19 protein-coding genes are annotated in these 24,973 nt (G+C 64.9%); 8 read left to right on the forward strand and 11 right to left on the reverse strand.

Features of this window, described 5'->3' with window-relative positions; all coding sequences use genetic code 11:
* Positions 1 to 224 precede the first annotated feature (224 nt).
* Both KDG50_08945 and KDG50_08950 read right to left on the reverse strand, forming a co-directional pair.
* Positions 225 to 2,063, reverse strand: a complete 1,839-nt coding sequence (locus tag KDG50_08945) for a vanadium-dependent haloperoxidase (GenBank protein MCB1865546.1) — start codon at positions 2,061 to 2,063, stop codon at positions 225 to 227.
* Entirely contained in the window at positions 2,053 to 2,265 is a 213-nt protein-coding gene (locus tag KDG50_08950) for a hypothetical protein (GenBank protein ID MCB1865547.1), read from the reverse strand. The genes KDG50_08945 and KDG50_08950 overlap by 11 nt, the downstream gene beginning before the upstream one ends.
* 338 nt (positions 2,266 to 2,603) lie before the next feature.
* Here KDG50_08950 and KDG50_08955 point away from each other — a divergent pair, with 338 nt between their 5' ends.
* From KDG50_08955 to KDG50_08965, 3 genes are all read left to right on the forward strand, one after another.
* On the forward strand, positions 2,604 to 3,167 hold the full coding sequence (locus tag KDG50_08955; GenBank protein ID MCB1865548.1) for a hypothetical protein: 564 nt from the start codon (positions 2,604 to 2,606) through the stop codon (positions 3,165 to 3,167).
* A gap of 120 nt (positions 3,168 to 3,287) precedes the next feature.
* A complete protein-coding gene (locus tag KDG50_08960) occupies positions 3,288 to 4,112 on the forward strand; it encodes a methyltransferase domain-containing protein (GenBank protein MCB1865549.1) in 825 nt (274 codons plus the stop codon).
* Between the two features lie 4 nt (positions 4,113 to 4,116).
* Positions 4,117 to 6,105, forward strand: a complete 1,989-nt coding sequence (locus KDG50_08965) for an acetate--CoA ligase family protein (GenBank protein MCB1865550.1) — start codon at positions 4,117 to 4,119, stop codon at positions 6,103 to 6,105.
* A gap of 456 nt (positions 6,106 to 6,561) precedes the next feature.
* On the opposite strand, the gene KDG50_08970 is transcribed toward KDG50_08965, so the two are convergent.
* The 8 genes from KDG50_08970 to KDG50_09005 all read right to left on the reverse strand — a co-directional run bounded on the left by KDG50_08970 (position 6,562) and on the right by KDG50_09005 (position 14,478).
* Entirely contained in the window at positions 6,562 to 8,070 is a 1,509-nt protein-coding gene (locus tag KDG50_08970; protein MCB1865551.1) for a M28 family peptidase, read from the reverse strand.
* A 279-nt stretch (positions 8,071 to 8,349) separates the two neighbouring features.
* On the reverse strand, positions 8,350 to 9,708 hold the full coding sequence (locus KDG50_08975) for an SGNH/GDSL hydrolase family protein (protein MCB1865552.1): 1,359 nt from the start codon (positions 9,706 to 9,708) through the stop codon (positions 8,350 to 8,352).
* 129 nt (positions 9,709 to 9,837) lie between these two features.
* Complete coding sequence (locus tag KDG50_08980; GenBank protein MCB1865553.1) at positions 9,838 to 10,611, reverse strand: TylF/MycF family methyltransferase; 774 nt, start codon at positions 10,609 to 10,611, stop codon at positions 9,838 to 9,840.
* Positions 10,612 to 11,009: 398 nt separating this feature from the next.
* Positions 11,010 to 11,579 carry a midcut-by-XrtH protein gene (locus tag KDG50_08985; protein ID MCB1865554.1) on the reverse strand — a complete coding sequence of 190 codons (570 nt, stop codon included), beginning with the start codon at positions 11,577 to 11,579 and terminating at the stop codon, positions 11,010 to 11,012.
* Positions 11,580 to 11,693: 114 nt separating this feature from the next.
* Positions 11,694 to 12,308 carry a midcut-by-XrtH protein gene (locus KDG50_08990; protein ID MCB1865555.1) on the reverse strand — a complete coding sequence of 205 codons (615 nt, stop codon included), beginning with the start codon at positions 12,306 to 12,308 and terminating at the stop codon, positions 11,694 to 11,696.
* 236 nt (positions 12,309 to 12,544) lie between these two features.
* On the reverse strand, positions 12,545 to 13,153 hold the full coding sequence (locus KDG50_08995) for a midcut-by-XrtH protein (protein MCB1865556.1): 609 nt from the start codon (positions 13,151 to 13,153) through the stop codon (positions 12,545 to 12,547).
* A 118-nt stretch (positions 13,154 to 13,271) separates the two neighbouring features.
* Complete coding sequence (locus KDG50_09000; protein ID MCB1865557.1) at positions 13,272 to 13,859, reverse strand: midcut-by-XrtH protein; 588 nt, start codon at positions 13,857 to 13,859, stop codon at positions 13,272 to 13,274.
* 58 nt (positions 13,860 to 13,917) lie between these two features.
* Positions 13,918 to 14,478, reverse strand: coding sequence for a midcut-by-XrtH protein (locus KDG50_09005; GenBank protein MCB1865558.1), 561 nt, complete (start codon positions 14,476 to 14,478; stop codon positions 13,918 to 13,920).
* Positions 14,479 to 14,669: 191 nt separating this feature from the next.
* Here KDG50_09005 and metH point away from each other — a divergent pair, with 191 nt between their 5' ends.
* Positions 14,670 to 18,347 carry a methionine synthase gene (gene metH / locus KDG50_09010; GenBank protein ID MCB1865559.1) on the forward strand — a complete coding sequence of 1,226 codons (3,678 nt, stop codon included), beginning with the start codon at positions 14,670 to 14,672 and terminating at the stop codon, positions 18,345 to 18,347.
* On the opposite strand, the gene KDG50_09015 is transcribed toward metH, so the two are convergent.
* Positions 18,332 to 20,431 carry a DEAD/DEAH box helicase family protein gene (locus tag KDG50_09015; protein MCB1865560.1) on the reverse strand — a complete coding sequence of 700 codons (2,100 nt, stop codon included), beginning with the start codon at positions 20,429 to 20,431 and terminating at the stop codon, positions 18,332 to 18,334. The two genes, metH and KDG50_09015, sit on opposite strands and share 16 nt — an antisense overlap.
* A 279-nt stretch (positions 20,432 to 20,710) precedes the next feature.
* Between KDG50_09015 and KDG50_09020 the strand changes: the two genes are divergently transcribed.
* The 4 genes from KDG50_09020 (at position 20,711) to KDG50_09035 (ending at position 24,913) form a co-directional block, all read left to right on the forward strand.
* The gene (locus KDG50_09020; GenBank protein ID MCB1865561.1) at positions 20,711 to 21,361 is read left to right on the forward strand and encodes a hypothetical protein; all 651 of its coding nucleotides are present in this window, start codon (positions 20,711 to 20,713) and stop codon (positions 21,359 to 21,361) included.
* Positions 21,362 to 21,428: 67 nt separating this feature from the next.
* Positions 21,429 to 23,726: a response regulator gene (locus tag KDG50_09025; protein MCB1865562.1), complete on the forward strand. Its 2,298-nt coding sequence runs from the start codon at positions 21,429 to 21,431 to the stop codon at positions 23,724 to 23,726.
* Positions 23,719 to 24,579 carry a response regulator gene (locus KDG50_09030; protein ID MCB1865563.1) on the forward strand — a complete coding sequence of 287 codons (861 nt, stop codon included), beginning with the start codon at positions 23,719 to 23,721 and terminating at the stop codon, positions 24,577 to 24,579. The genes KDG50_09025 and KDG50_09030 overlap by 8 nt, the downstream gene beginning before the upstream one ends.
* Positions 24,572 to 24,913 (forward strand): winged helix-turn-helix transcriptional regulator, encoded by a 342-nt coding sequence (locus KDG50_09035; GenBank protein ID MCB1865564.1) that lies wholly within the window; start codon positions 24,572 to 24,574, stop codon positions 24,911 to 24,913. The genes KDG50_09030 and KDG50_09035 overlap by 8 nt, the downstream gene beginning before the upstream one ends.
* Positions 24,914 to 24,973: the final 60 nt, after the last annotated feature.

Raw genomic sequence — 24,973 nt, forward strand, 5'->3', positions numbered from 1 at the left:
GCTAGCGCACGAAGCCCGGATTTATGGAAGCGCAATGGCGTTTACGTGACCCGCGTCAGGCCGGGGTTCGATCCACGCTCTGCACGCAGTCGGCAATCGTGAGCATCCGGTGGCCGGTTTTTCCCGCGGATCACAGTGACGGCCCGGTTCAGGCCATTGCAGATCGCGAAAACGGCACGTCCCTGTGCCGTCGAGACCAATCATCTGATTCGCGTGGTGCCGGATCAGATGCGGTAGGCGCCGCCGTCGTACAGCGGCACGGTCATGGAGAAGTTCTCGCCGTAGGTGAGTTTCTGCTCTTCGAGAATGCCGATGGCGATCTGCTCGCCCATGCGCAGCGACTCGATGTAGTCCGTGAAGTAATGCACGCCGGCCCAGTCGCGTCCGATGGCGATGTTCGAGGCCAGCTTGTTGAGCTCGCCCTCGACCGTCAGTCGCCCGTTGGTGACCGGCACGGTCACGAGCTTGCAGCCATCCTTGTCCGGCACGAAGGCCGTGGTGTCATTGCCGGCAATCGTCAACGGATGTTTGTGATCGAAGAACGCCTTGAGGATCGTCACGCAGGCGCCGGCGACCGTCGCATGCCCGGCGCCATACGCCGGATGCATCGGCGAGCCCTCGCAGAACGCCATCGGCAGAAGATGGTTCTTGGCGCCGAGTTTCGGGTCGCTGCCGTTCTTCTTTGCGACGAGCTTCAGGATTTCCTTCATTCCGCTCGTCGTCGCCATCTGGTCGATGAGCGGTTCGTTCAGTTTCGAGCGGTTTGCAATGCGCGCCGCGAGCACTTCGGGACGCGCCCGTCGATGCACGTTGAACTTTTGGTAGCGCACGGCCTTCAGTGCACGGGTCGCGACCTCGGTCACCAGCGACAGGATGTGCGGGCCGCCGAAGTGCGCGAAACCCTGCTGATGATCCGCGCAGTCCGGCCCCTGGAACGGGATGTCCGGATCGAACGGCGTCTTGTTTCCGAGCAGGATCAGGCAGGCGTTCAGATAGGCCTCGTAGAGCGCGTCGTAATGCACATAGGTCGCGAGATCACGCGGCGTGGTGATGAAGCGGCGCGTGACCGTGTCCTTGTCGCATTTCAGCGTGGCATAGGCCTCCATGCCGCGCAGATCAGCGCCGTTCTGCACGTCGAACCACTCGTCCCAGCGGGTCATGTGGTCGTCGCATGGGCGGGCGTAACGCACGCGCTGGTCGATGTTCGCGGCGCCATAGGCGATCAGGCCGTCGGCGGCGGTCCGTTCCTTGTCAGCGCCGTTGAGTCCGGTGTTGCCGGCCAGCAGGAACTGCGAGATGTAGGGGCCGATCTCGTCGCCCGCGGTGATGCCGCGGAACGCATTCTGGCCGTTCAGCCCGAACGTGGAACCAACCTGTTTGCGCTTGCGGCTGACTTCTGCCGCGCTCAGGCCGCAGCATTGCGGATCCTTGAACCACTTGAGCTTGTTCAGAAGCTTGAGAACGTCTTCAACCGTGGTGTCCGGCGTGGGGTCTGTCTTGCAATTGAAAAAGACCTTGCCCTTCTCGCTGACGATGTCGGCGAACGCCACGTCGCGCAGCAGGGCCTGCGCATAGACCTCGGCCATCTCGGCGGTCAGTTCGTCGCTGCCGATCGCCGGTGCCGGCGGCATGGTGACGGCCTGCGCGTCCGGCCCTTCCAGATCGAAGGTGCGTCCGGCGCTCTGGCTCTCCCAGGCGCGCACCGCGGCACCCTTCTTGTCGCCCGCGTTCTTGGCCTTCGCCGATTCCCAGGGGCCGTGACAACCCGGCGGGCCGGACACGCCTGCGTCGGGGCCGAGTGGGGTCTCGATGAAGTCGCGCGGATCGCCGCTGTCGATCGCCTTGACGAACTTCTGAAAGTCCGTTGGCGATTTCACCAGTCCGGTGTCGATGTCGTGCGGCATGCCCTTGGTGAAGCTGGCAAGGTAGCTGGGTTCCCCGCTTTCATGCCGGAATTTCTGTTCGTCGCCGTTGGCGATGTGCCGCGGGTGTGGTCGGCTTGCGGCCAGTTCGGCGGCCGCGATGCGAACCTTCAATGCGTCTTGTCTACGATCAGTGCTCATGGAGCGAAGCCTCCCTGTGGGGTTTCATGTCAGCAAGAATTGCCGCCGGATCGGCGGCGTGTGAATCCGCGTGCAAGGCGCGGAAGTCCTGTCGGGAGACTCGAGCGGTCGTGCAGAACGATCCGTGAACCGGGGCGGTCGACAGATCAAAAAGACGGAAACTTCGGGCAGAGTCCGGCTCGACGCCGATCGGCGTGGCCATTGCCCGGGCGGCTCGTCCTGGCACCATGTGTTCCGGTGGCTCCCTGATACCCTTGCCCCGCATCTCAAGCGGGGCGTAAGCCTGCTTTCGATCCAATCATTGGCCGGGGCCGATCGCAGGCAGCCCTACTATAGCGATCCGGTGCGACAATACAAACCGCCGGTTTCACGGTCCCGGGAAAATGTCACGCTGGCGGCCGCCCGACTTGCCCTACCTGATCTGCCCGGGTAGCCTTTCGGGCATCGCGGGGTGCGCAAGGTGGTTGTTACCGCAAGACGAAGGGTGCAACGCAGAAACGATAGATAATTGTGGGACAGGACACTAAGGGTAGAGCAATCATGAATGGCAAACTCATTTCGGGCGTCGGCGTCACCATGACTGTTGGCATGGGCACGGCCATCGCCGGACCGAGCGTGACCGGTCCAAACGGCCACGTCTATGAATACGTTGACGCCAACGAGACCTGCTGGACCGGCGCCCAGGCCGGGGCGCTGGCGCGCGGCGGGTATCTGGTCACGATCACCAGTGCCCAGGAACAGGCCACCGTCCAGAGCCTGATTCAGCTGCACGGCGGAAGTTTTAACGCGTGGATCGGCGGGCGCAATGATCTCGGCGGCGGCTGGCAATGGGTCAGCGGCGAACCCTACGGCGCCTACACTAACTGGCCGATCGCCGAAGAAACTCTGGATTTCATGGTGATCAACTCCGACACCGGCGACGCTAATTTCGGAAAGTGGATGGCCGTCGACTGCCCGTTCATCACCACGGACATCGGCGAGGACTATATCGTCGAATACGATTCAGCGCGGTCGGTCCCAGCCATCGGCCCTTGGCTGCTCGGCCTGCTCTCGAGCCTGCTCGGGGGCCTTGGTGTCTGGCGCACGCGCCGCGCGAACGCCTGAGCGGACGCGCCGGGCCGTTTCCGACGGGGCTCGTGCGAGCCCCGTTTTCGTTTGCGACTCCGGCAAGTCCGCCGCGGTTGCCCCTCGGCCCCGCCACGCGGTTCACCCTGCATTTCCCGCATGAGTTCGACACCGGACGTCTGGCAACGCCATTCCAGTCAGTGGCAGCAGATCGGCCCGCCCCTGCGGCCCGGACCGGAAGACGCCCGGATCATGATGGAGGCCCTGGCTCCGGCACTCGCAGGCGCAAACTCCCGCCCAGTGATCGGCGTGCTTGGCGTTACACCGGAGCTTGTCCAGTTGCCATGGCAGGGCACCGTTGATCTGCGTGCGTTCGACCAGAGCGCGGAAATGATCGCGCGGGTGTGGACGCCCAACCCGAACATCGCCAGCGAGGTTCAAGTCGCGCGCTGGCAGGAACTTCCCGCCGCCGACCAAAGTCTGGACGCCGTCATCGGCGACGGATCGCTGTACGTGCTGGAGTCGCTGGACGAATACGTCAGCGTACTGACCCAGGTGCACCGCGTCCTGCGGCCCGGCGGCCTCCTGGCATTGCGCTGCTTCGTGCGGCCCGATCGCGTGGAGACACCACAGGAAATCAAGCGCGCCGTCCATGCAGGCGAGATCGGCAGTTTCCATGCGCTGAAACTGCGACTGTCCATGTCGCTTGCCGGGCCACCGGATTACGGCATCGCGGTGGCCGATGTGCATGCGCTGTTCGAACAGGTGTTTGACGATCGCAACGCGCTTGCCGCACGCACGGGCTGGACGCGCGATACGATCGACACAATCGATGCCTATTCGAACAGTGCGACGCGCTACACTTGCCCGACGTTTCCCGTTCTGCTCGATCTTCTCGCACCCTGCTTTACGGATGTCGTCCGTCGTCACGGACACTATGAGCTGGCTGGGCGTTGCCCCACGGTCGCAACGCGGGCGAAGTGAAGTCATGATCTTTCGCCGCGCCAAAGCATCGAAAAAGTCGCCAACTCCGTTCCTTGCGCGCAAACCCAGGCAGACTCGCGGCTACCTGCATGGGCTGCGTCAGCCCTGCGTGCTTGCTCGTGTTGAACTGCCGGCGGCCGTTCCGGCGAATATTGCGCAGCGGTTCGACGAACGCGTCATGCAATTCCTGCAGGCCGCGGGATTGCGTGTTGAACCCTTACCGCTGGATCACCGCGAGGACCACCGAGATGCTGTGCACGAGTCGCTGCTGCACTGGCTGTTTGAGATGCAACGGACAACCGGCGTGTCCATCCTCGAACGGGGACGCATTGTCGGGCAGCATGCGGGCGACGCCGCTCGAAGCCTGGCAATCCCCGCCCCACGGGACTCGCTCGCCGCCACGAACGATGCGTTGCGCTGGCTGCTGCAACAACTCGCGGCCCTGATTGAGGATGGTGACGACAGGCGAACGGACTCGATCCCTGCGCACGTGCTGGAATCGTTGCGTGGAGCTGCGTCCAGAACACACAACGTCGTACCCATGATGCAGGCGGCGCACAAGCTCGGCATTCCCCACGAGACACTGCCTGGTGGCGTGGTCCAGTACGGATACGGCGCAAAGGCCCGCTGGCTCGACAGCACGTTCACCGACGCAACCGGCCATCTCGCGGCCCGCTATGTACAGAACAAGCTGCTGGCCGTCGAAATGTTGCGTCAGGCCGGAATCCCCGTGCCGCCGAATCTCCCTGTAAACGATGTAAACGAGGCGCTGACGGCCGCGGACCGGTTGGGGTACCCGGTTGTGGTCAAGCCCCTGAATCGCGATGGCGGGATCGGCGTGGCGGCAGACCTGCGCGATCCGCACGCAGTGAAAACCGCTTTTGCCGAGGCGGTCCGACACTCACGGCCCGTGCTGGTGGAAAGACACATTCAGGGCCGGGATTACCGGCTGACTGTTTTTGGCAGCGAACTGATTGCCGCCACCGAGCGCGTTCCCGGCGGCGTCACCGGCGACGGCAAGCACAGTGTGCGCGAGCTGATTGAACTGACCAACGCCCGGCCATGGCGCAGCGATGGCCGGCCCGGACAACTGAAGCCAATCGAACTCGATGCCGAAGCGCGCTCCATGCTCGCGCAGGCCGATCTTACGCCCGATGCCATTCCGGCCACGAACCGGTTCGTGCGCCTGCGCCGCACGGCCAACATCTCCCGCGGCGGCGAACCGGTGAACGTGTTCGGCAAGGTCCATGCGGATAACCGGCAACTGGCGGTGCGCGCAGCCAATGCGCTGCGGCTCGATCTCGCCGGGGTTGATCTCATCATCCCGGATATCGAACGTTCCTGGCTTGAAACGGGCGCTGCAATCTGCGAGGTGAACGCCCGCCCGCATATTGGCGTGCTTACCAACTCGCATGTGTATCCCGCGATTCTGCGAAGACTTGTGCCTGGCAACGGACGCATCCCGATCGCAATCATCCTCGGCGCCGGCCCGGATCCGAAACTTGTCACGGCGATCGCCGACGCGAGTGCATGCGCCGGCATCACCGTTGGCATTGCGAACACGAGTGGTGCCGGGATCGGTGCGCGCCAGATCGCTGTTGGCCCGCTGGACGCCTACAGAGGCGGGCGGGTGCTGCTGCGCGAGCAGAGCGTCGACAGTATCGTGATTTTTGTGAATGACGTGGGCGTTCTGGAAACGGGCCTGCCCTTCGACCGGTTTGACCTGTTGGTGCTGGCCGGGGCTTTTGTTGCAGACCAGACCAGTGCAAAAGGCCTTGCCACTGCATCAACAATCGAGCAGCTGCTGGCCGCAATGTTGCCGGGCTGTACTGGTGAAGTGCTGACCGTCGCCGGATGTGCTGCCGCATCCAACGAACTGCGCAAGCTGACCACGGCTGTGTGGCTGGATGAACGCGTAGCCCCGGCCTGCGTGCCGGATCGGGTGGTCAGTGCAATCGCCGCAGGCGCGAAGCGGTCATCCATGGGCCTCTGAATCCGCCGGTCTGGAAGTTTCAAAACCCGCGCGCAGCCCCGGTGATGTCGTCAGTACGCGAGGCTGCGATCAGTGTCGTGGATCGCTATTGTGGTGCCATGTCGCGCGGCGCTGTACGCCTGTCGTCGAGTGCGCCTGGCTTGGACAGTCTGCGCCCATCTCGCAAAGTTCACGCTGAAAGTATCCAGGGTTTCAGGCGTGTCGCTTCCTTGGAAAGACCATCGTCGGCGGATTCTGTTACATCAGCCCAAGCCTGCAGGCCCTGATCATGTCGAGCCACAGTATCCTTCGTTCAGGTTCCGTCATCGCACCGCCCGGTTGCTACTCGCGCTGCGCCGGCCACTCCGCCCACCGAGGGAGGCGATGATCCACGCAGTGCGCTCCGGATTCGACTTCGGGCATCAGAGCATTGACCACGGCAGACCACTTCGCGAGAAGGATCAACGTGAGCGCAGCTCAATGCTTCTGCGGAACAACCCGCCTGTGGGCGGCGAAGCCACCGGCCAGGACAAGCAGCGACGCCAGCAATGCCAGACCCGCGATTGGAAGGGCGGTTACGGTTGGCACCTCACGAATGACCTCCGCAAGTTTGTAGATCGCATACGCGGCGGCGTCGGAATTGGTGTCGAGCGCGACCATGCTATGGTTTGCCAACGTGTCACAGGCGAGATGAAAACACGGATCGTACTGCTCGCCGGCGACGCCACCCCAAAGCGCCGCTTCCGGCGCTGACTTCACGACCTCCGCACCCGCGAAAATTCCACCGATCGGAATGCCTGCCGACCCGAAAAAGAAGTAGTCGGACCTTGCCGTCAGGTCTTCGCCAGTGAACGGAAGGCCACGCCCCGTGTAGAACGATTCGAACAGCGCCTCGATTGCCGCGGAGCCCGGCGGGCCGGCGGGGAAGCCCACGCCATCCGAATCGTCGCCGTCCAGAATGAAAAATACGTAGTTCGGCGAGGCGATCATGTGAAAATCGAGATACAGCGCAATCTTCGAAAGCGCTTCCGGACTCAGGTTGTCGAGGTAGTACTTCGATCCCTGTAGGCCCACTTCCTCAGCACCCCACCAGGCGAAGCGCACCTTGTTGGTGACCTGCACCTTGGCAAGTTGCAGCGCGACCTCCAGAATCGCCGCGCTGCCTGAGCCATTGTCCTGAATGCCCGGACTCCCTCTGACCGAGTCGAGGTGCGCGCCCACCATGATGACCTTCTCGGGGTCGCCTCCCGGGGTTTCGGCCAAAACGTTGGCAGTCGTGAAGGGGCCACGATCGGTCTCGGTCTTCAGCCGCATGATCAGCCCGACCTCCGCGGCCAGCTGCTGACCGATCGACTGCGTCACACCGGTCACCGGGAGGTCAGGTGTGAAATCGGCGCCAAGCGTTGCATTGATGTCGCCGGCCTCGTCGTTATAGAAAATCACCCCCGTTGCCCCGGCCGCGCTGGCATTCACTGCTTTTACGGCGAAGGTGCAGCCTCCGCGTTCGATCAGCGCGATATGTCCCGGCGTGAATCCCGCGAAGTCCGCCGCGTCACATCCGGGTGACGGATCCGCGGGTGCGGCCGGCAGATGGGTGACCGCAGCCGTCACGTCGCCACTGCCGGAAAAACTCAAGATGTTGTTCGGGAACACCATCGCAACCGGGCTGATCTCCTCCAGCGCGGTTGGGGAAAGCACGAAGAACGCGCTGTACATGAACGCCTGGACGGTGACGTCGTAGCCGGCCGCGCTCATCAGGCCCGCGACGTAATCCGCCGACTGATCGTAGCCCGACGTACCGCTTGCACGGTTGTCGCCATTTGCGTCGGCAATGGTCTGGAACGCCGACATATGATCGTAAACGGCAGGCGCCGTCACGCAATCCAGAAACTCGGCGAGACTGTTGCAGGGCGGGACGGCCGTGACCGCCGGTACAGGCAGGAAGGCCAGTGCGCCAAGCAACGGCAGGGCGATCAGTGCTTTCATGAGAAACCCCTCAAGGTGCGGCGCGTCGGCGCGCGTTTTGAAGTGCGAGTCGCGGGAGTATCGCCGCCGAGGGCCGAAACATACAATCTCGATCCATGCACGCGCAAATTCCTCGAAAAGCTCCCGGGAATCCGGCGTCGCCGATGTCGCTGATTCGCGGACTGAACCGCCCGTGGTGTTGCGCACCAGATGTGATCACCAGCCCCGCCGCGCAGGTCAAAGCCAGGGCGCTGGCCACACTGGATCATCTTCCGTGGCACGTGACCCTCCCGGCTCGCATCACCGCGTTGGCAGTGACATTTCCTCCAGCGCGTCGGCGATGTCCAGGGCCATGTTCTCGTTGCCGACGCGGTTGGCGTGGCTGTCGAACTCGAAGCGTTCATAGACCCTTCTGTTCTCGACGAGCGGGATATCGAGCGCGTCGCAGATGCGAGCGAATTCCTTCGCCGGGCGCATGGCGTCCACGGCAACGCGCCGGCCACCGTTTTCGACATAATCGCCCCGATCATCCGTCATCAGGATGGTCCAGTCACGGAGCCATTGCTCGGCGCCAGCGTCGGCTGCCTCGGAGAAACAGACCATGCGGGCATTGGTCTGCGCGCTCAGGTCGCGCATGCGCTCCATCAGTGCGGACTGCAACGCCCAGCCCTTGCGTTCGGGTTCGGTCAGTTCGCCCGGTGAATAGACAAAGTACGGACTTCCGCGGACCGGGCTCGAAACTCGAAAGTACTGCACCATCTGCTCGATCGCCGGTGTACGCAGCGCCGGATCGCGCCGCAGTTTGCGATCCACGACCCTGGCAATCCGGCGCGTCAGCGGGTCTGCATTCGCGTGGCGTTCGAAATACGAGCCGGGCCGGGGCCCCGTTGATGTATCGCGATCTTCCAATGAGGCATTGTCGTTAAGCGCGGTCTTGGTCCGGTTTTCCGTGCCTTTTCGTTCCGAGTCGGTGGTCAGCTGTTTCCAGACCAGCGCAAGATTGAATGCAAGCGCCGAGTGCTGGACAAGCCAGTGCCGGGCCCGCAGCCAGCCGGTCGTTTCCTCGTTCGTGGAGAACGCAACGCGCTCGAGCCTGCCATCCAACAGGTGGTATAGAAAAGGCTTCCCATCGCCGGGCCCACGCGAGAAGTTATCGCCGACATCGTTGCCACAGAACTGATAGATGACGACATCGGGCCGATAGGCCAGTGCCTCTGCCTGCAATGCCTCCAGACGCTGGTCCGCACCCCATCCACCCATGGCGAAACTCAGCACCTCCACCGCCTTGTGGCCGCGCTCGCGCAGGATTGCTTCGAGGCGTCGCGTATAGAGCTGCTCCAGCGGCACCGCGCCGTAGGTGTGCGAATCGCCCAGCACGACGATCCTGAAGACCCCATCGGGTTTCCTCAGCGGATGTTCAACATCCTTCCAGCCCTGGGAATTGGTTGTGAACTCGAATCTCTCGCCAGTGTCCGGATTGACCTGCCGTATCAGGCCCGTGCCATGCGACCAGCCGTATCGCGCGGATTTTCTTGGGTCGTCGAATCCGAGCCCCAGCTGTACCGGCGGCGCAATCCATCTGAGCACCATCTCTGCCAGCAGCAGAGAGGCCAGCGTTGCCAAGACCGCCACCAAGAGGTTCTTGGAACGAATGGACATCAAGCTGCCAGCGCTGCCATTGCCTCTCTGCCGACGGCATTCTCGAAATGGCCGGCAAGCCGCAAACGGGCCCGGCGTGGTGTTTCAGGCATGACGAGGCGGTTCCGTTGTGGCGCCCCGGGATGGCGCTTACTCCCGTTCACGTCGCCAGTACACTCCGCCGCCATCGATGTCGCGAATCGCTTCCGCGATGCCGTGTCGCGCGCGGTAATCCGCCACGGCCCGCGCGCAGGCGGGAATGTGAAAGTCATCGACGATCGCATACCCACCCACCGACAGCTTGGGGTAGAGGCTGGTAAGCGCGTCCATGGTGGATTCGTACAGGTCGCCATCCATGCGCAGGATCGAAAGCCCTTCGATCGGCGCCTGCGGCAGGGTGTCGCGAAACCAGCCACGCAGGAAATGCACCTGATCATCGAGCAGTCCATAGCGTGCAAAATTCGCCTTCACCTCTTCGAGTGAAACTGCAAGCTCCTTGAAACGGTAGAGATCCAGTCCACGGTCGGCGGGGTATCGATCCACGTTTGGTCGGGGCAGGCCCTCGAATGAGTCCGCAAGCCACACGCTGCGATCCGCAATGTCGTGGGCCTTGAGAATCGCGCGCATGAAAATAGCGGCGCCACCGCGCCACACGCCCGTCTCGATGAAATCACCCGGGATGCCGTCGGCGATCACCCGCTCCGCACAGTCTCGCAGGTTGTCCATGCGCCTCACTCCGATCATCGAGTGGGCCTGGCTTGGCCAGTCTTCGCCCATCTCGCGAAGGTCACGCTGAAAATAACCCGGGTTCTTTGCACGCCGCTTGCCGGGAAAGATCATCGTTGGCGGATCCTCGTATACGAGCCCGAGTACGCAGGCCTTGACCATGTCGAGATACAGGGATCGCGATGACTGCTCGTTCACCAGCACTTCTCCTTTTTTCTGGAACACATCCCGAATGCCACGCGGTCGCGATCGTGGCGATTCTTCGTGGCTGGCGCGGCACGGTGACCGCGGCACGGGTTTCGATACCGGAGCGGTCCGCAATGTGCTTGTTGACCCGAAACCGCCGACCGGATGTCTCGTTTGGTGAGTATGCCGGCCATTGTTACCCGGGAAGCGTTGATCAGGCCACCATGGACGGCGCGGGGCGTCGCAAGCGCGCAAATCATGCGCTTCGGTTGTGCCCGGGATCAGCTGTCAGGACACTAGCCAGGGCAAAAAAAGCGCGTACGTCCGGGTGGGCGTACGCGCGTCTCGTTACACCGTAACGGTGCTGACTGCGGCGTGGCGGGCTGTTGGTCCCGCCGGCCTGTGCGAACTTACGTTTCTACTTCCGTGCTTGCGTAGATTTCGCAATGCTGACCCGGTTTCAGCACGGTGCCCGGCGAGTCGCTGCAAGTGCCGACGAAACTGCCGCCGTTTGAATGGCCACCGCCGTTGGCGTCGCAAGGGCCGAGAGCCCAGCCCGGGTAGGCCTCGATATTGATGATTCGCTGCGTGGTTCCGCTGACATTGTTGACGGGATAGCAGGTCTCGAAGTCCGGCACGATGACGGTTCCGCCGGAGGCGCTCGTCATCTCCAGATCGGAAATGGTGGCCGCCGCATCGCCGATGAGCTTGATGCCGCTGCCGCCCGTAGCCACCGCGCCGATGGTGATGGCGAGCATCAGAAATCGGGAACCGCCCGTGCCCGGCCGGCGCACGAGCCGGAACGCCAGCGTGGCCAGCAGCAGGGCCAGCGCGACGAGTGCGAAGCCGCCAACGGTCGGTACCTGCTGCGCATACGGCACATGAACAATCATGCCGCCGTTGCCGGCGACCGCGGTGGATGCGCCAAGCAGACCGCCGACCAGGCAGCCTGCGCGAAAAGAGATATTACGAACGGTCATCGTTGTTCCCCGTGTGATTGTTGTGAAGACGCCGCGCGGCGGCATCCGGCGCCGTATTAACACGACGGCCGAATTGACGCCAGCATCTTCGGTCGTGGCCGGCCCCGATGCCGGCTACATCGATACCCCGCCATTGCCTGAAGTATCTACCGGCAAAATGGTGCAGAACTCGTTCGGCTGCAACACCGTGCCCGGCGACGCCTTGCAGCTGCCGACGAACGATCCGCCATTGACCATGGGGCCACCGCTCGATGCGCCAACAAATGCGCCACCGTTGAAGCAGGAGACGAGCACCCACGGCGGGTTGGCCACCATCTGTGTGATCTGCTGTGCGGCACCGCTGGAATTGAGCACTGGATAGCACTCCTGGGTGGCGGGCACCTCGACCGATCCGCCGGTTGCGGTGGTCATCATCAGGGTCGGAATATCGGCCGCCGCATGGCTGATCAGCCGGATACCGCTGCCACCCGCGACCACGGCGGTGACGACGATTGCCAGCGTCAGAAACCTGGAGCCCTCGTCTGATGGCCGGCGCATGAGTCGCAACGCCACTGTGGCCATCAGCAGGGCCAGCGCGATCAGCGCGAATCCGCCGACGGTCGGCACGTTGCGGGCGAACGGTTCGTGAACGATCATGCCGGCGCCGCCGTTGCTGCCGGCAAATGCGGTTCCGCTGAACAGCAAAGGCCCCGTCACAATGCAGCGGAGCGTGAATTTGGATGAAGCCATAGTCCCCCCTGAATTTCCGGTCGTGCGACCGGGTCGATTTCTATCACGCAGGCCGAACGGGTTCCACCTCGGCGCGGGTGCGTGTGTCGTTTCCGACGGCGAAGCCGCTGAAACAGGCCCTGATCAGGCCATCCCGGCTTGCCCGCCAAACGAAAACGCGCGTACGGCCGGAGTCGGGCGTACGCGCGTCGGGCGACTGCGCGGACCTGCAGGGTCCGCGCCGGCCGCAGCGCCGGCTAAGGGTCCACCATCATGCCGCCGTTGCCACCGTTGGCGGAAAGGTTGAGCGCATAGATCGTGCAGTTCTGGCCCGGCTGGAGAATGGTGCCCGGTGCGGCCTGGCAGGTGCCGACGAAAATGCCGCCGTTCGCAGCGGGTACAAATGCGCCGCCGTTCGTGCACGAGGTCAACTGCCACGGCGGGTTCGCGGTCATCTGCGTGATCTGCTGTGGCGCGCCGGTGAGGTTATTCACTGTGTAGCACATCTCGTCCGCGGGGACCGTTACCTGACCGCCCGCGGCGTTGATCATGTCTGGCGGCGGAGCTGCCACGGCGTCGCTGATGAGCTTGACGCCGCTGCCGCCCGCGGCAATCGCCGTGGCCGCGATCGCCAGCGTCAGGAACCGCGAACCCTCGCCTGAGGGCCGGCGCACCAGCCGGAACGCCAACGTGGCGAGCAGCAGCGCCAGCGCGACCAGCGCGATTCCGCTGGCCGTCGGCACCTGACGTGCGAACGGTTCGTGATAGATCATGCCCGCGCCACCGTTGCCGCCTGCTGCGACCTCGAGGCTCGTCAAGGCTGCCGACAGGGCGATTGCGCCAAGCGTCAAACTGCGTGATTTCATAACATCCCCTCGTTAGTGTGCGTGGCAGGGCGGTCGCCCGGCCGATCATCGCGCCCGATTCTAGCCGAACCCGCGGGGTTTGGCCCCGGTCTGCCGTCGATCCGTGGCCGGAGCGTCTTCAGAATGGCGCGAGGGTGTCGAGTACGTAAATCTCGCAGAACTGACCCGGGTTCAGCACGGTTCCCGGCGACGCCGTGCAGGTGCCCACGAACGTCCCGCCGTTGGCCATCATGCCGCCGTTGGCCGCGCCCGTGACGGTACCGCCGTTGCCGCAGGAGGTGAGCAGGTAGGGCGGGTTGGACATGATTTCGGTGATCTGTTGTGGATAGACGGTCGTGTTGGCGACCGCAAAGCATTCCTCAACGCCGGGCACGCTGACCTCGCCGCCGGTGGCGTTGATCATGTTGAGCGTTGGCATGACTGCGGCCGCATCGCTGATGAGCTTCACCCCGCTGCCGCCAGCGGCCACGGCCGTGACCGCGATCGCCAGCGTCAGGAACCGCGAACCGCTGCCGGACGGCCGGCGCACCAGCCGGAACGCCAGCGTCGCCAGCAGCAACGCCAGTGCGACCAGCGCGATGCCGCTGGCCGTCGGCACCTGCCGGGCGAACGGTTCGTGGACGATGATGCCCGCGCCACCGGCGCTGACCGAGCTGCTCGTGAACACGCCCGCGAGCGTGCCGATGATTCGGTGAATAGGTTTCATGGTTCCCCCGATTGGTTGTGCGGTGTGGACGCTGAATGTCCGGCGCGCGCTGGCGCCATTACACGTCGGGTACCGGGTCGTTCGCGTAGATTTCGCAGGTCTGGCCCGGATTAAGGACAGTCCCCGGCGAGTCATTGCAGGTTTCATAAAAACCGCCACCGTTCGACGGGCACGGGCTCAGTATCCACGGCGGGGTGGCCAGGAGCTGGGTGATTTGCTGCGCGACCGGGGTGCCGTTGTTTACCAGGTGGCAGTTCTCGAAGTCGGGGATGTTGGCGATGCCGCCCGAGCTACTCAGCAACTGGATTGCCACGGCGGCGCGGGCGTCGCCGATAAGCTTCACGCCGCTGCCGCCCGCGGCAATGGCCGTGGCCGCGATCGCCAGCGTCAGGAACCGCGAACCGTCGCCGGACGGCCGGCGCACCAGCCGGAACGCCACGGTCGCCAGCAGCAGGGCCAGCGCGACCAGCGCGAAGCCGCCGAAGGTCGGCACCTGCCGCGCGAAGGGTTCGTAGATGATCATGCCGGCCCCGCCGTTGGCCTGGGCAAGGACGTCGGCGCTGAACGCGCCCGCTGGCAGAATCGCCGCGATGCGGCGGATCGAAACTCGACTGGACATGTGGAATCCCCCCGGTGCTGCCGTACGGCATGTTGTTGATTTCCCGATTCTATGGCCCGCCTGCATCTGGTTTCCAGCCGCAGCCGCCGTTTACGGGGCCAAAACTGCGGGATTCAGGCCAAAACCGGCCCGGACCGGGCGTGCGCATTAGCCCGCGCTTATAATCGCCGGTTTTCCCGCCCGGACCCGCCATGACCCGCCCGGACCTCCAGACACTGCTCGGCGAGCGCATCCTGATCCTGGATGGCGCCATGGGCACGATGATTCAGCGCCACCGTCTGGGCGAGGCTGAGTATCGCGGCGAACGGTTCGCCGACTGGCCGCGCGATCTCAAGGGCAACAACGATCTCCTGACACTGACCCGCCCGGAGGTCATCCGCGACATTCACCTTGCCTATCTGAATGCCGGCGCCGACATCCTCGAGACCAACACCTTCAACGCAAACCGCTATGGGCTCGGCGACTACGGCATGGAGGCGTTCGTCTACGAGATCAACCACGCCGGCGCGGCACTCGCGCGTGAGGCCGCCGACAGCGTCGCGACCGGTGGCCGGCCGCGTTTCGTCGCCGGCGTGCTCGGGCCGACGAACAAGACGGCCTCGATGTCGCGCGATGTCGACAACCCCGGCGCGCGCGAGGTGCGTTTCGACGATCTGGTCGAGACCTATCTCGAGGCCACGCGTGGACTGGTCGATGGCGGCGCCGATCTGCTGCTGGTCGAGACGATCTTCGACACCCTGAACGCGAAGGCCGCGCTGTACGCCATCGACGAGTATTTCGAGCGCAGCGGCCGGCGCCTGCCGGTGATGATCTCCGGCACGATCACGGATCGTTCCGGGCGCACACTCACCGGCCAGACCACCGAAGCCCTGTACAACTCGCTGCGTCACAGCCGTCCGCTGAGCATGGGGCTGAACTGCGCGCTCGGGCCGGATCTGCTGCGCCAGTACGTTGAGGAGATGTCGCGGGTCAGCGAGACCTTCGTCTCCGCGCATCCGAACGCCGGCCTGCCGAACGAACTCGGCGGCTACGATCTGGACGCCGCGACCATGGCCGGGCAGATTCGCGAATGGGCCGAGTCCGGCTTTCTGAACATCGTCGGCGGCTGCTGCGGCACGACGCCGGAGCACATCCGTGCGATTGCCGAGGCCGTCGGCGACTGCGCACCACGCACGCCCTCGCGGCCGCGGCCGGCCTGTCGGCTGTCGGGCCTGGAGCCGCTGAACATCGACGGCACGCTGAACTTCGTGAACGTCGGCGAGCGCGCGAACGTCACCGGTTCGGCGAAGTTCAAGCGCCTGATCCTCGACGGCCAGTACGACACCGCGCTCGATGTCTGTCGCGACCAGGTCGAGGACGGCGCGCAGGTCATTGACGTCAACATGGACGAGGGCATGCTCGACGGCACCGCGGCGATGGTGCGCTTCCTCGACCTGATGGCGCCGGACCCCGATGCATCGCGCGTGCCCGTGATGATCGATTCCTCGAAGTGGCCGATCCTCGAGGCCGGGCTCAAGTGCGTGCAGGGCCGGCCGATCGTCAACTCGATTTCGCTCAAGGAAGGCGAGGCGGCATTCATCGAACAGGCGCGCGCCTGCCGGCGCTATGGCGCGGCGGTGATCGTCATGGCCTTCGACGAGCAGGGGCAGGCCGACACCTTCGAGCGCAAGACCGGGATCTGCGCGCGCGCCTACCGGATCCTGACCGAACAGGTCGGCATGCGCGGTGAGGACATCATCTTCGACCCGAACATCTTCGCGATCGCGACGGGCATCGAGGAGCACGCGCGCTATGGCGTGGACTTTATCGAGGCCACGCGCTGGATCAAGCAGCATCTGCCGGACGCGCATGTCTCCGGCGGTGTGTCCAACGTGTCGTTCGCGTTTCGCGGCAACAACACCGTGCGAGAGGCGATCCATGCGGTGTTCCTGTATCACGCGATCGGCGCCGGCATGGACATGGGCATCGTTAACGCCGGTCAGCTGGCCGTGTATGACGAGATCGATCCGGAGCTGCGCGAGGCGGTCGAGGACGTCGTCCTGAACCGACGTGCCGATGCGACTGAGCGCCTGCTCGAGATCGCGCCACGCTTTTCGGCGGGCGACGCGACTGAGACCACGCGCACCGATGCCGCCTGGCGGGAATGGCCGGTCGCGAAGCGGCTCGAACACGCGCTGGTCAAGGGCATCACCGATCACATCGAGGCCGATACCGAAGAGGCACGCGCCGCGCTCGGCCGACCGCTGGCCGTGATCGAGGGCCCGCTGATGGACGGCATGAACGTCGTCGGCGATCTGTTCGGCGCCGGCAAGATGTTTCTACCGCAGGTCGTGAAATCCGCGCGCGTGATGAAGCGCGCCGTGGCGTATCTGGAACCGTACCTCGAGGCCGAGAAGGCCGCCGGCGATTTCCGTTCGGCGGGTCGCGTGCTGCTCGCGACCGTCAAGGGTGACGTGCACGACATCGGCAAGAACATCGTCGGCGTCGTGCTCGGCTGCAACGGCTACGAGGTGATCGATCTCGGTGTCATGGTCGCGGCCGAAACCATTCTGGCGACGGCACGTGAGCGCGAGGTCGATGTCATCGGGCTGTCCGGACTGATCACCCCGTCACTGGACGAGATGGTGCATCTCGGTGCCGAGCTGGAACGCCAGCGGTTCGAACTGCCGTTGCTGATCGGTGGCGCGACGACCTCGAAGGCACACACGGCGCTGAAGATCGAGCCGAAATACTCCGGTGCGGTCGTGCATGTCGCCGATGCCTCGCGCGCGGTCGGCGTGGTCAGCGCGCTTCTGTCCGACGAGCAGCGCGAGGGTTTTATCGCCACGACGCGCGCGGACTACGCGGCCCTGCGCGAGCGGCGTGCGGCCGGCAGCGCACGCAAGCTGGTCTCGCTGTCTGCCGCGCGTGAGAACCGCTTTGACGGCGACTGGGACAACTACACGCCGCCCGCGCCTGGGTTCACGGGCACGCGTGCGTTCGACGACTATCCGCTGGATGAACTCGTCGATCGCATCGACTGGACGCCGTTCTTTCACGCCTGGGAGCTGTCGGGAAAGTTTCCGGCGATCCTCGACGACCCCGACAAGGGCACCGAGGCACGCCGGCTGTACGACGATGCGCGCGAAATGCTCGACCGGATCGTCGCCGAGCGCTGGCTCACGGCGCGTGGCGTGATCGGGTTCTGGCCCGCAAACGCGCGCGGCGATGACATCGAACTGTACGCCGATGATTCGCGCGCCAGGCCGGCGAACGTGTTGCACCATCTGCGCCAGCAGGGCGAGAAGCGCGAGGGCGTGGCGAACCATTGCCTGAGTGATTTCATGGCCCCGGTCGACAGCAACCGTCCCGACTGGATCGGTGGTTTTGCAGTGACCGCCGGCATCGGAATCGATGAGCACGTGCGGCGCTTCGAGGCCGCGCACGACGACTACTCCGCGATCCTGCTCAAGTCGCTGGCCGATCGTCTCGCCGAGGCCTTCGCCGAGCGCATGCACGAGCGCGTGCGCCGGGAGTTCTGGGGTTTTGCGGCGGACGAATCACTCGACAATGCCGGGATGATCGCCGAACGCTACCGTGGCATTCGCCCGGCGCCGGGCTATCCGGCGTGTCCGGATCACACCGAGAAGGCGACGCTGTGGACGCTGCTGAACGCCGAGACGGCGACGGGCATCTCGCTCACCGAAAGCTTCGCGATGTGGCCTGCCGCTTCGGTCTCCGGCTGGTATTTCTCGCACCCGGGCAGCCGCTATTTCGCGGTCGGCGCGATCTCGCGCGATCAGGTCGCCGATTACGCGCGCCGCAAGTCCATGCCTGTGCGGGAGGTCGAACGCTGGCTCGCGCCGAACCTCGCCTACGAACCGGATTGATTCTCCGCGCGCGTGCGAAACGGGATGACCTCGACGAAGGTCTGTGGGTCGCTCGTGCGCACCGAGAACACGAATCGCGTGCCGGCCGTGTACTCTTTCTGCTGACAACGGAACTCCGGCTGCTCGTCGCCGAGTTCCAGTTCAGCCAACCGGTGCTGCTCGTTTTCGTGCCGCATGGTGAAGCGTACGTGCGCAATTCCGCTGCCTGTACGTCGCAGAATGAATCCGGCCTCGGCGCGTGACTTCAGGGTGACTTCCTTGCGGGTTTGTCCATCGGCGCCACGCTCGACGTCCAGCGTGCGTCCGCCGGGGGAGTGCAGCCGCAGGCCGATATGCGTGGTGGTGTCGCCCAGCCACTGCTCGGGCGCCCATACCTCGCGAAACGCCTGATATCCAAGCCGCGGCGCAGGCCGGCGGAACTCGTCCTTGCAATCGAGAATGACGCACTGGCTGGTGCCGCCGAATTTTGGGCCGCGCAGTCCACGCCCGACCATCTGTTCGTAGAGCACCTGGCTGACGGTCGGACGCGCGACGACGACGTGCGTTGTCTTCGGGGCATCGAAGCCGGTGGTCAACACCTCGCAGTTGCACAGCACCTGGAGGTCGCCGGCGCGAAACTCCGCGATCAGCCGGCGGCGCGTCGCCTCCAGCGTGGTGCCGCTCACCGCAGCAGCGGCGATCTTCTCGCGCCGCAACAGAAACGCCGTCTGTTCGGCGTCGTGGACGGTCGGGCCGAAATAGATCATGCGCGCGGCGGGATCGGCAGCGTATACCTCGGCAATTTCCTTGACGACCAGCCGTCTGCGCTGGTGTTGATCGGCCGACTCCGCGTAGGCCCGGTCAAACTGGTCGATCGCCTCCAGCGACAGTTCGGTCGTCGGTAGGTCCGGGCCCTTGAGTCGCACCCGCGTTTCGATGTTGCGAAACAGGGGCCGCGCGAGGATCTCGCGCTGCTGGAGTGTTTCGCGGGGTTTCTTGCCGAGGGTGACGGCCGCCTCGATCAGTCTGCCTTCGAAGACCTCTCGCAGCGCGAGTGTTCCCGCCGTGGGATCGTGTTGATCGTATTCCTTTGCGTAGGGCGTGGCGGTCAAGCCGATGACGCTGACCTTGTCACCCTGGTGTCCGTCGATGATCTCAACGTAGCTGGGCGCCGCCGCACGATGCGCTTCGTCGATCACGATGCAGCGCAATCCGCCGAGCAGGCTACTGCTCAGGTCTGGATTCGACTGAAGCTTGTGCCGGTACGACTGCGGGGTTCCGACCAGGAACCGCACACGGCCGCGCGACTGGCTGACGCTCTCGCGGCTGGCCTGCACCCGCGCGGAGAATTCTCCCCACCATCTCAACAGCAGCAAGGGCTGCGTGCCGTCCGGCGAGCTTTGCCAGACCTCGGTGATGCAGGCGCAGGCCTGTTCGCAAAGCTCTTCGGTGTGCGCGAGCCAGACGACCGTCAGCGAGCGCCCGAGGTTCGACTCGGTGACGTCGTGCGTCCAGCGATGCAGCGTCTGAACTGCAACGCGGGTCTTGCCGGCGCCCGTTGGCAGGGTAACCAGCGCGCGGTCCATGCCTGAATCAGCATTCAGCACGCCGAGCAGTTGATCGCTGACCTCAAGCTGAAAGTCGGCCAATCGCTGGTGCTGTGGCGGCGGATCGATTGTGAGAAAGGCCGGTGGGCGCTCGGCGGCCGGTTCGCCGGCCAGGTTTGGCGGAAATCCCAGCGCGCGCGTGAAGTTCACGGCCGCATCCTTCCCCGGGTGCCAGCGCATCGGCGCAATCTGACTGCTGTCATGTCCGGCTCGCGTGAGGGCCTTGGCCAGCAGGCGGCGGAGGTCCGGTTGGGCGAGCAGATCAGCGTCGTGCTGGATTACCAGAATCTCGGCCAGCTCCCATTTGGTCGACGGCCGGTCACGACCTTCCTGCGCCCTGCGCATGGCGCGCAGGGATTTCTCAAAGTCACCGCAAAGCCGGCGTAGCTCGGCGACGGTGAGGAGTTCCACCAGTCGCTGCGCCGCACGCTGGCGCCAACTGTCGTCGGCGAAAAGTAGCGCAACCCCGAGTTCTTCATCACCTGCATCAGCAGCCATTTTGAGTCATGCCTTTCCATATCCCCACTATCAAAGGTAATGCGGGGATGCGTTTTCGACAAGCGCCCCGGATCACGCGCCGGTGTGGCATGCTGGCGCGAGCCAGGGAAACTCTGAATTGTCAGAGTTTCCCGCGGCACAGGGAGGTGCCGCCATCTTCGGCGGCTGCGAGCCGTCGAAGATGAAAGAACACGAAAAATCGCACTTTTTCGTTTTCGCTGCTCTGGCAATCCAGGATGGATTGATCGGGGCCTCACCAGAGTCACAGGAGTGAAAGCCATGAGTGAAACGCAATCCACCGCGGCGGTGCGCATCGGTTCGCTGTTCGACAACGGTTCCACGCAGACCGGGTTCATGGTCGCGGCCGTGACCGCAATCAGCCAGGCGTTTGCGCGCGACGATGTGCATGCGGCCGTCGGCGCCAATCCGGTGTGGGTCGCGATCGGGGTTTCGGCGCTGTTCGCGATCTACCAGGTTCGGCTGTATCAGCGCGCGCGGATCGCCGAATGCGTGGTGCTGATCCCGCTGGTCGCGGCGATCGTGTTCGGACTCGCGCTCGGCGCGAACAACCTGATCGCCGCTCAGGTCGGCAGCGAGCCGGACCCGGCGCTGGAGGCCGAGATTCGCGACGCGACCGAGCAACTCGGTCGCCTGAATGCCTTGCGGCCGGGCACAGCCGCGGACGCGGTAGCCGCCAGCGCCGCCAGGCTTCCGGCACGCACCGCGACTACGGCGATCGCTTCGGGCACCGGGGCGCGGCCCGTGTTCGACGGCAACGGCATGCGACCGGCGCGAACCACCCCTGTCCATGCTGAAGTCGAGCGCCAGAAAACCGAGACCGAACAGCGCAAGGCACTCGAGGTGAAGCTTGAGCTGCTCAGGTCGCTGAAGGCGAAGCGGCAGACGCAGTCGGTCTGGAAGAAGTGGTGAGGTTCGTGCCGGCGCTCCGTGTCGGGCGCGGTATGATCGTCGCATCGGGGCGTTCGGAACGTGATCGGTGCGCCTGCGCACGCAAATCTTCGGCTATCTGTTCCTGTTCGGTCTGGCGCCGCTGGCGATCGCGCTGGCACTGACCGTACCGCTGCTGTTCAGTCAGCTCGAGCTGTTCTTCCATCGCGCCCACCTGCAGAACCTGCGCGCGGATTTCCGCGACCTGGACCAGCACATCGCCGGGCGCAACGAGCTGGTGCGTATCCTGGCCCGGCTGCCCGAGCCGGGCGTCGTGCTGCGCAAGAGCGAGGGCGCCGGTGACGAGGCCGTCTCGAAGGCGCGCACCCAGTACACGGTGTGGATCAATGGCATCCTCGGCGATCAACTCGACCTCGTGCGCATCGTCTTTGTCGATGGCGCCGGCGCCGAGCAGTTCTGGCTGGAGCGCAACCCGCGCACCCTGGCGCTGGAGCCGACCACGACGCTGAGCGACCCGCCGCCAGCGACGCTTGCCACGGAGCTGCCCCTGCTGCCGCCCGGCGGCGTCGTGGCCGGGCGTGTGCGGGTGATCGAACAGCTGCCGCCGCGCGCGGGCATCCGCACGATCGACCTGCGGCTGGCCGCGCCCATCGCCGGGCCCGCCGGCCCGGGCCGTCCGGCCGGTGCCGTGCTCGCGACGATCGACATCGGCGGCCTCGCGCGTGCGTATCCCGACACCCTCTGGGTGCTCGACGACGGCACGTATTTTGCCGGCGTGGAGCCCGGGCACGTGAACGTCAGCGCGTTCGCCGATTTCCCCGGTCTGGCCGACACCTTTGCCCGCAACGAGGTCGCCCTGTGGCGCGGTCGTGGTCAGCAATCGATCATCTGGGTGCCGATTCTGATCACCGAGGGCGGCGAGCCGGTGTGGGTCGGCCGGCGCGTGGACCCCTCGCCGCTGGCGGAAATCCGCAGCGCGTTCGAGTGGCGCGTGGCGCTGGTCGTGACCCTGCTGCTGGCGGCGATCCTTGTCGTCGCGCGCTGGCGCGCGACGGCGACCGATCGCATCAACCGGCGCCTGTCCGACGGCGTGCAGCGCATGATCGAGCACGCCGAGCCGGTGCGCTTCGACCTGCCTGGCCCGCAGGAGATTCGCGAACTCGGCGAGCGTCTGAGTTCGCTCGCCGCCGAGCATGCCGAACAGGTCGACGCCGCGCGCGCCCGCGCCGAGGCGCTGGACCGCTCGTACCGGCACAAGTCGCAGTTCCTTGCCAACGTCAGCCACGAACTGCGCACGCCGCTCAATTCCATCCTGCTGCTGTCGAAGCTGCTCGCCGAGTCCCCCGGGGGCATGGACAACGCACAGCACCGCCAGGCCGGCGTGATCCACAGCGCAGCGAAGGACCTGCGCAGCCTCATCGACGACGTGCTCGAGCTCTCGCAGATCGAGGCTGGCAAGGCACACCTGAATCTAAACGAGGCCAGCCCCGTGCAGATCGTCGCCGAACTCGCCGAACTCGTGCGTCCCCAGTTCGACGCGAAGCGGCTGAGCTTCCGCACCGAGACCGCGGCCGACCTGCCCGCGGCGATCTACACGGATGTCGATAAGCTGCGGCAGATTCTGAAAAACTTCCTCGCCAATGCAGCGAAATTCACCGAGAAGGGCGAGGTCGTGCTGAGCGCGACGGTGCGGTCGGATCTGGATCGGCCGTCATTGCGGTTTGCGGTGCGTGACACCGGCATCGGCATCGCCCGCTCACAGCAGCAGCTGATCTTCGAACCCTTCCGTCAGGCCGACGGATCGACCAGCCGGCGGTTCGGCGGCACCGGGCTGGGGCTGAGTATTTCGCGCGAGCTGACGGCACTGCTCGACGGTCGCATCGAACTCGAGAGCGAGCCCGGGCACGGTTCGACCTTCGCCGTGACGATCCCGCTGCGCCACGGCGAAGGTGCGGCCGGCGGCGAGCCGATCACCGAGCGTGTCGACGAAGTGCCGGCCGGCGAGGTCGTTCCGAGCGCGAATCTCGGCCTGCGCCAGGTGCTGGTGGTCGCGGCGGCCTTCGAGCGGCTGCTCGCGCTGACCGGCTGGATCGAGAGCTGGGGCGCCGAGGTCACCGGCGCCGGCGATGCGGCCGAATGTTTCGAGGCACTCGATGATCCGCCCGCCGGCGGCTATGAACTGCTGGTCGTGGATGCGCAGGGACTCGATGCACAAGGACTGCTCGCGGACCTGCGCCGGCACCCGTCCGGCGGCGGTCTGTCCGTTGTTGCCATCGGCTTCGGACGCGACGACGATATGCGGGTGAACACCGTCGACGAACCACTGACCGCGGCGGCCGTGCTCGACGCGATCCGCGAATTTGTCCCAGAGTCGGCCCGTGTCTGAGCCCGGACGCAGCCCCGACTTCTGCCTGCTCATCGTCGACGACAACGAGCAGAACCTCTACACGCTGCGCGCGCTGATCGAACGCCATTGCACCGAGCGCGTGGAGCTGATCGAGGCGACCAGCGGCCGCGCCGCGATCGAACTCGCATCGCAGAATCCGTCGATCGATCTCATCATCCTCGATGTGCAGATGCCCGATCTGGACGGCTTTCAGACGGCATCGCTGCTGAAGGTGAGAAAACGCACGCGCGACATTCCGGTGATCTTTCTGACCGCCGCGTTCAAGACCGAGGAGTTCCAGCAGAAGGGTTACGCGCTCGGCGCAGCGGACTATCTGCTCAAGCCCATTGACGACAATCTGCTGATCAACAAGCTCAGCGCCTACTTCCGGCTGATCCGTCGCGAGCGCGAACTGAACCGTGAACTTGAGGCGCAGGTCGCGCGCCGGACCGCGGAACTGCGCGAGGCGCGCGGCTATCTGGCCTCGGTGATCGACACGATGGGCGAGGCACTGCTGGTGCTCAATCCGGACGGTACGATCAAGCGCGTCAATCCGGCCGCCTGTGCGCTGCTCGGCTACGATGATGCGACGCTGACGACCCTGTCGATCGGTGACGTGTTCGAGGAAGAGCAGCAGGAGCAGGCGCGTGCGTTCATGGGCGAGTGGCTCCAGGCGCTGATCCGCACCGGCGTGCTCGACCGGATCGAGGCGAGCTTCATCCGTCAGGATGGCGAACGCGTGCCGATCCTGTTCTCGCGTCGCGCCATGCGCGAGCCGGGCGGCGCGATCACCGATATCATCTGTATTGCAAAAGACATGACTGGCTACCGGCGGATCGACGACGATGACTGACACAGACGACAACGACGAGTTCGACTACGACGCAGGCGCGGCGGACGACCCGGTGCTGACGGCGAATGCGCTGAAGGCCATGGCGCATCCGCTGCGCTGGCGCATCCTGTGCGTGCTGGGTGAAAGCGAACTGCCCGTGCACGAGATCGTCGAGAACATCGGCACGACCCAGTCGAACATCTCCCAGCACCTGGATCAGCTGCGTTCGAAGGGCCTGCTGCTCTCGCGCAAGGACGGCAACAAGATCTTCTACCGCATCCGCAACAAGCAGTTGCTGCTGCTGATCGGCGAGATGCGCTCGGTGCTGTGCGCGACGAATCTGGGTGAACCCTAGGGCCGCAGTGGAAAGGCCCTGGCAGGTTGTTGAAATAGGCCCATGCACGGCCTTTTCAAG

The organism is Chromatiales bacterium (genome assembly GCA_020445605.1).
Classification (GTDB): domain Bacteria; phylum Pseudomonadota; class Gammaproteobacteria; order JAGRGH01; family JAGRGH01; genus JAGRGH01.

Excerpts from the sequence above, each read along its gene's own strand:
- KDG50_08950 (MCB1865547.1), bottom strand. The coding sequence starts at position 2,265 with ATGGCCACGCCGATCGGCGTCGAGCCGGACTCTGCCCGAAGTTTCCGT.
- KDG50_08945 (MCB1865546.1), bottom strand. The coding sequence starts at position 2,063 with ATGAGCACTGATCGTAGACAAGACGCATTGAAGGTTCGCATCGCGGCC.
- KDG50_09005 (MCB1865558.1), bottom strand. The coding sequence starts at position 14,478 with ATGTCCAGTCGAGTTTCGATCCGCCGCATCGCGGCGATTCTGCCAGCG.
- KDG50_09020 (MCB1865561.1), top strand. The coding sequence starts at position 20,711 with ATGAGTGAAACGCAATCCACCGCGGCGGTGCGCATCGGTTCGCTGTTC.
- KDG50_09015 (MCB1865560.1), bottom strand. The coding sequence starts at position 20,431 with ATGGCTGCTGATGCAGGTGATGAAGAACTCGGGGTTGCGCTACTTTTC.
- KDG50_08985 (MCB1865554.1), bottom strand. The coding sequence starts at position 11,579 with ATGACCGTTCGTAATATCTCTTTTCGCGCAGGCTGCCTGGTCGGCGGT.
- KDG50_08970 (MCB1865551.1), bottom strand. The coding sequence starts at position 8,070 with ATGAAAGCACTGATCGCCCTGCCGTTGCTTGGCGCACTGGCCTTCCTG.
- KDG50_08965 (MCB1865550.1), top strand. The coding sequence starts at position 4,117 with ATGATCTTTCGCCGCGCCAAAGCATCGAAAAAGTCGCCAACTCCGTTC.
- KDG50_09000 (MCB1865557.1), bottom strand. The coding sequence starts at position 13,859 with ATGAAACCTATTCACCGAATCATCGGCACGCTCGCGGGCGTGTTCACG.
- KDG50_08975 (MCB1865552.1), bottom strand. The coding sequence starts at position 9,708 with ATGTCCATTCGTTCCAAGAACCTCTTGGTGGCGGTCTTGGCAACGCTG.
- KDG50_08955 (MCB1865548.1), top strand. The coding sequence starts at position 2,604 with ATGAATGGCAAACTCATTTCGGGCGTCGGCGTCACCATGACTGTTGGC.
- KDG50_08990 (MCB1865555.1), bottom strand. The coding sequence starts at position 12,308 with ATGGCTTCATCCAAATTCACGCTCCGCTGCATTGTGACGGGGCCTTTG.
- KDG50_08995 (MCB1865556.1), bottom strand. The coding sequence starts at position 13,153 with ATGAAATCACGCAGTTTGACGCTTGGCGCAATCGCCCTGTCGGCAGCC.
- metH (MCB1865559.1), top strand. The coding sequence starts at position 14,670 with ATGACCCGCCCGGACCTCCAGACACTGCTCGGCGAGCGCATCCTGATC.
- KDG50_08960 (MCB1865549.1), top strand. The coding sequence starts at position 3,288 with ATGAGTTCGACACCGGACGTCTGGCAACGCCATTCCAGTCAGTGGCAG.
- KDG50_09035 (MCB1865564.1), top strand. The coding sequence starts at position 24,572 with ATGACTGACACAGACGACAACGACGAGTTCGACTACGACGCAGGCGCG.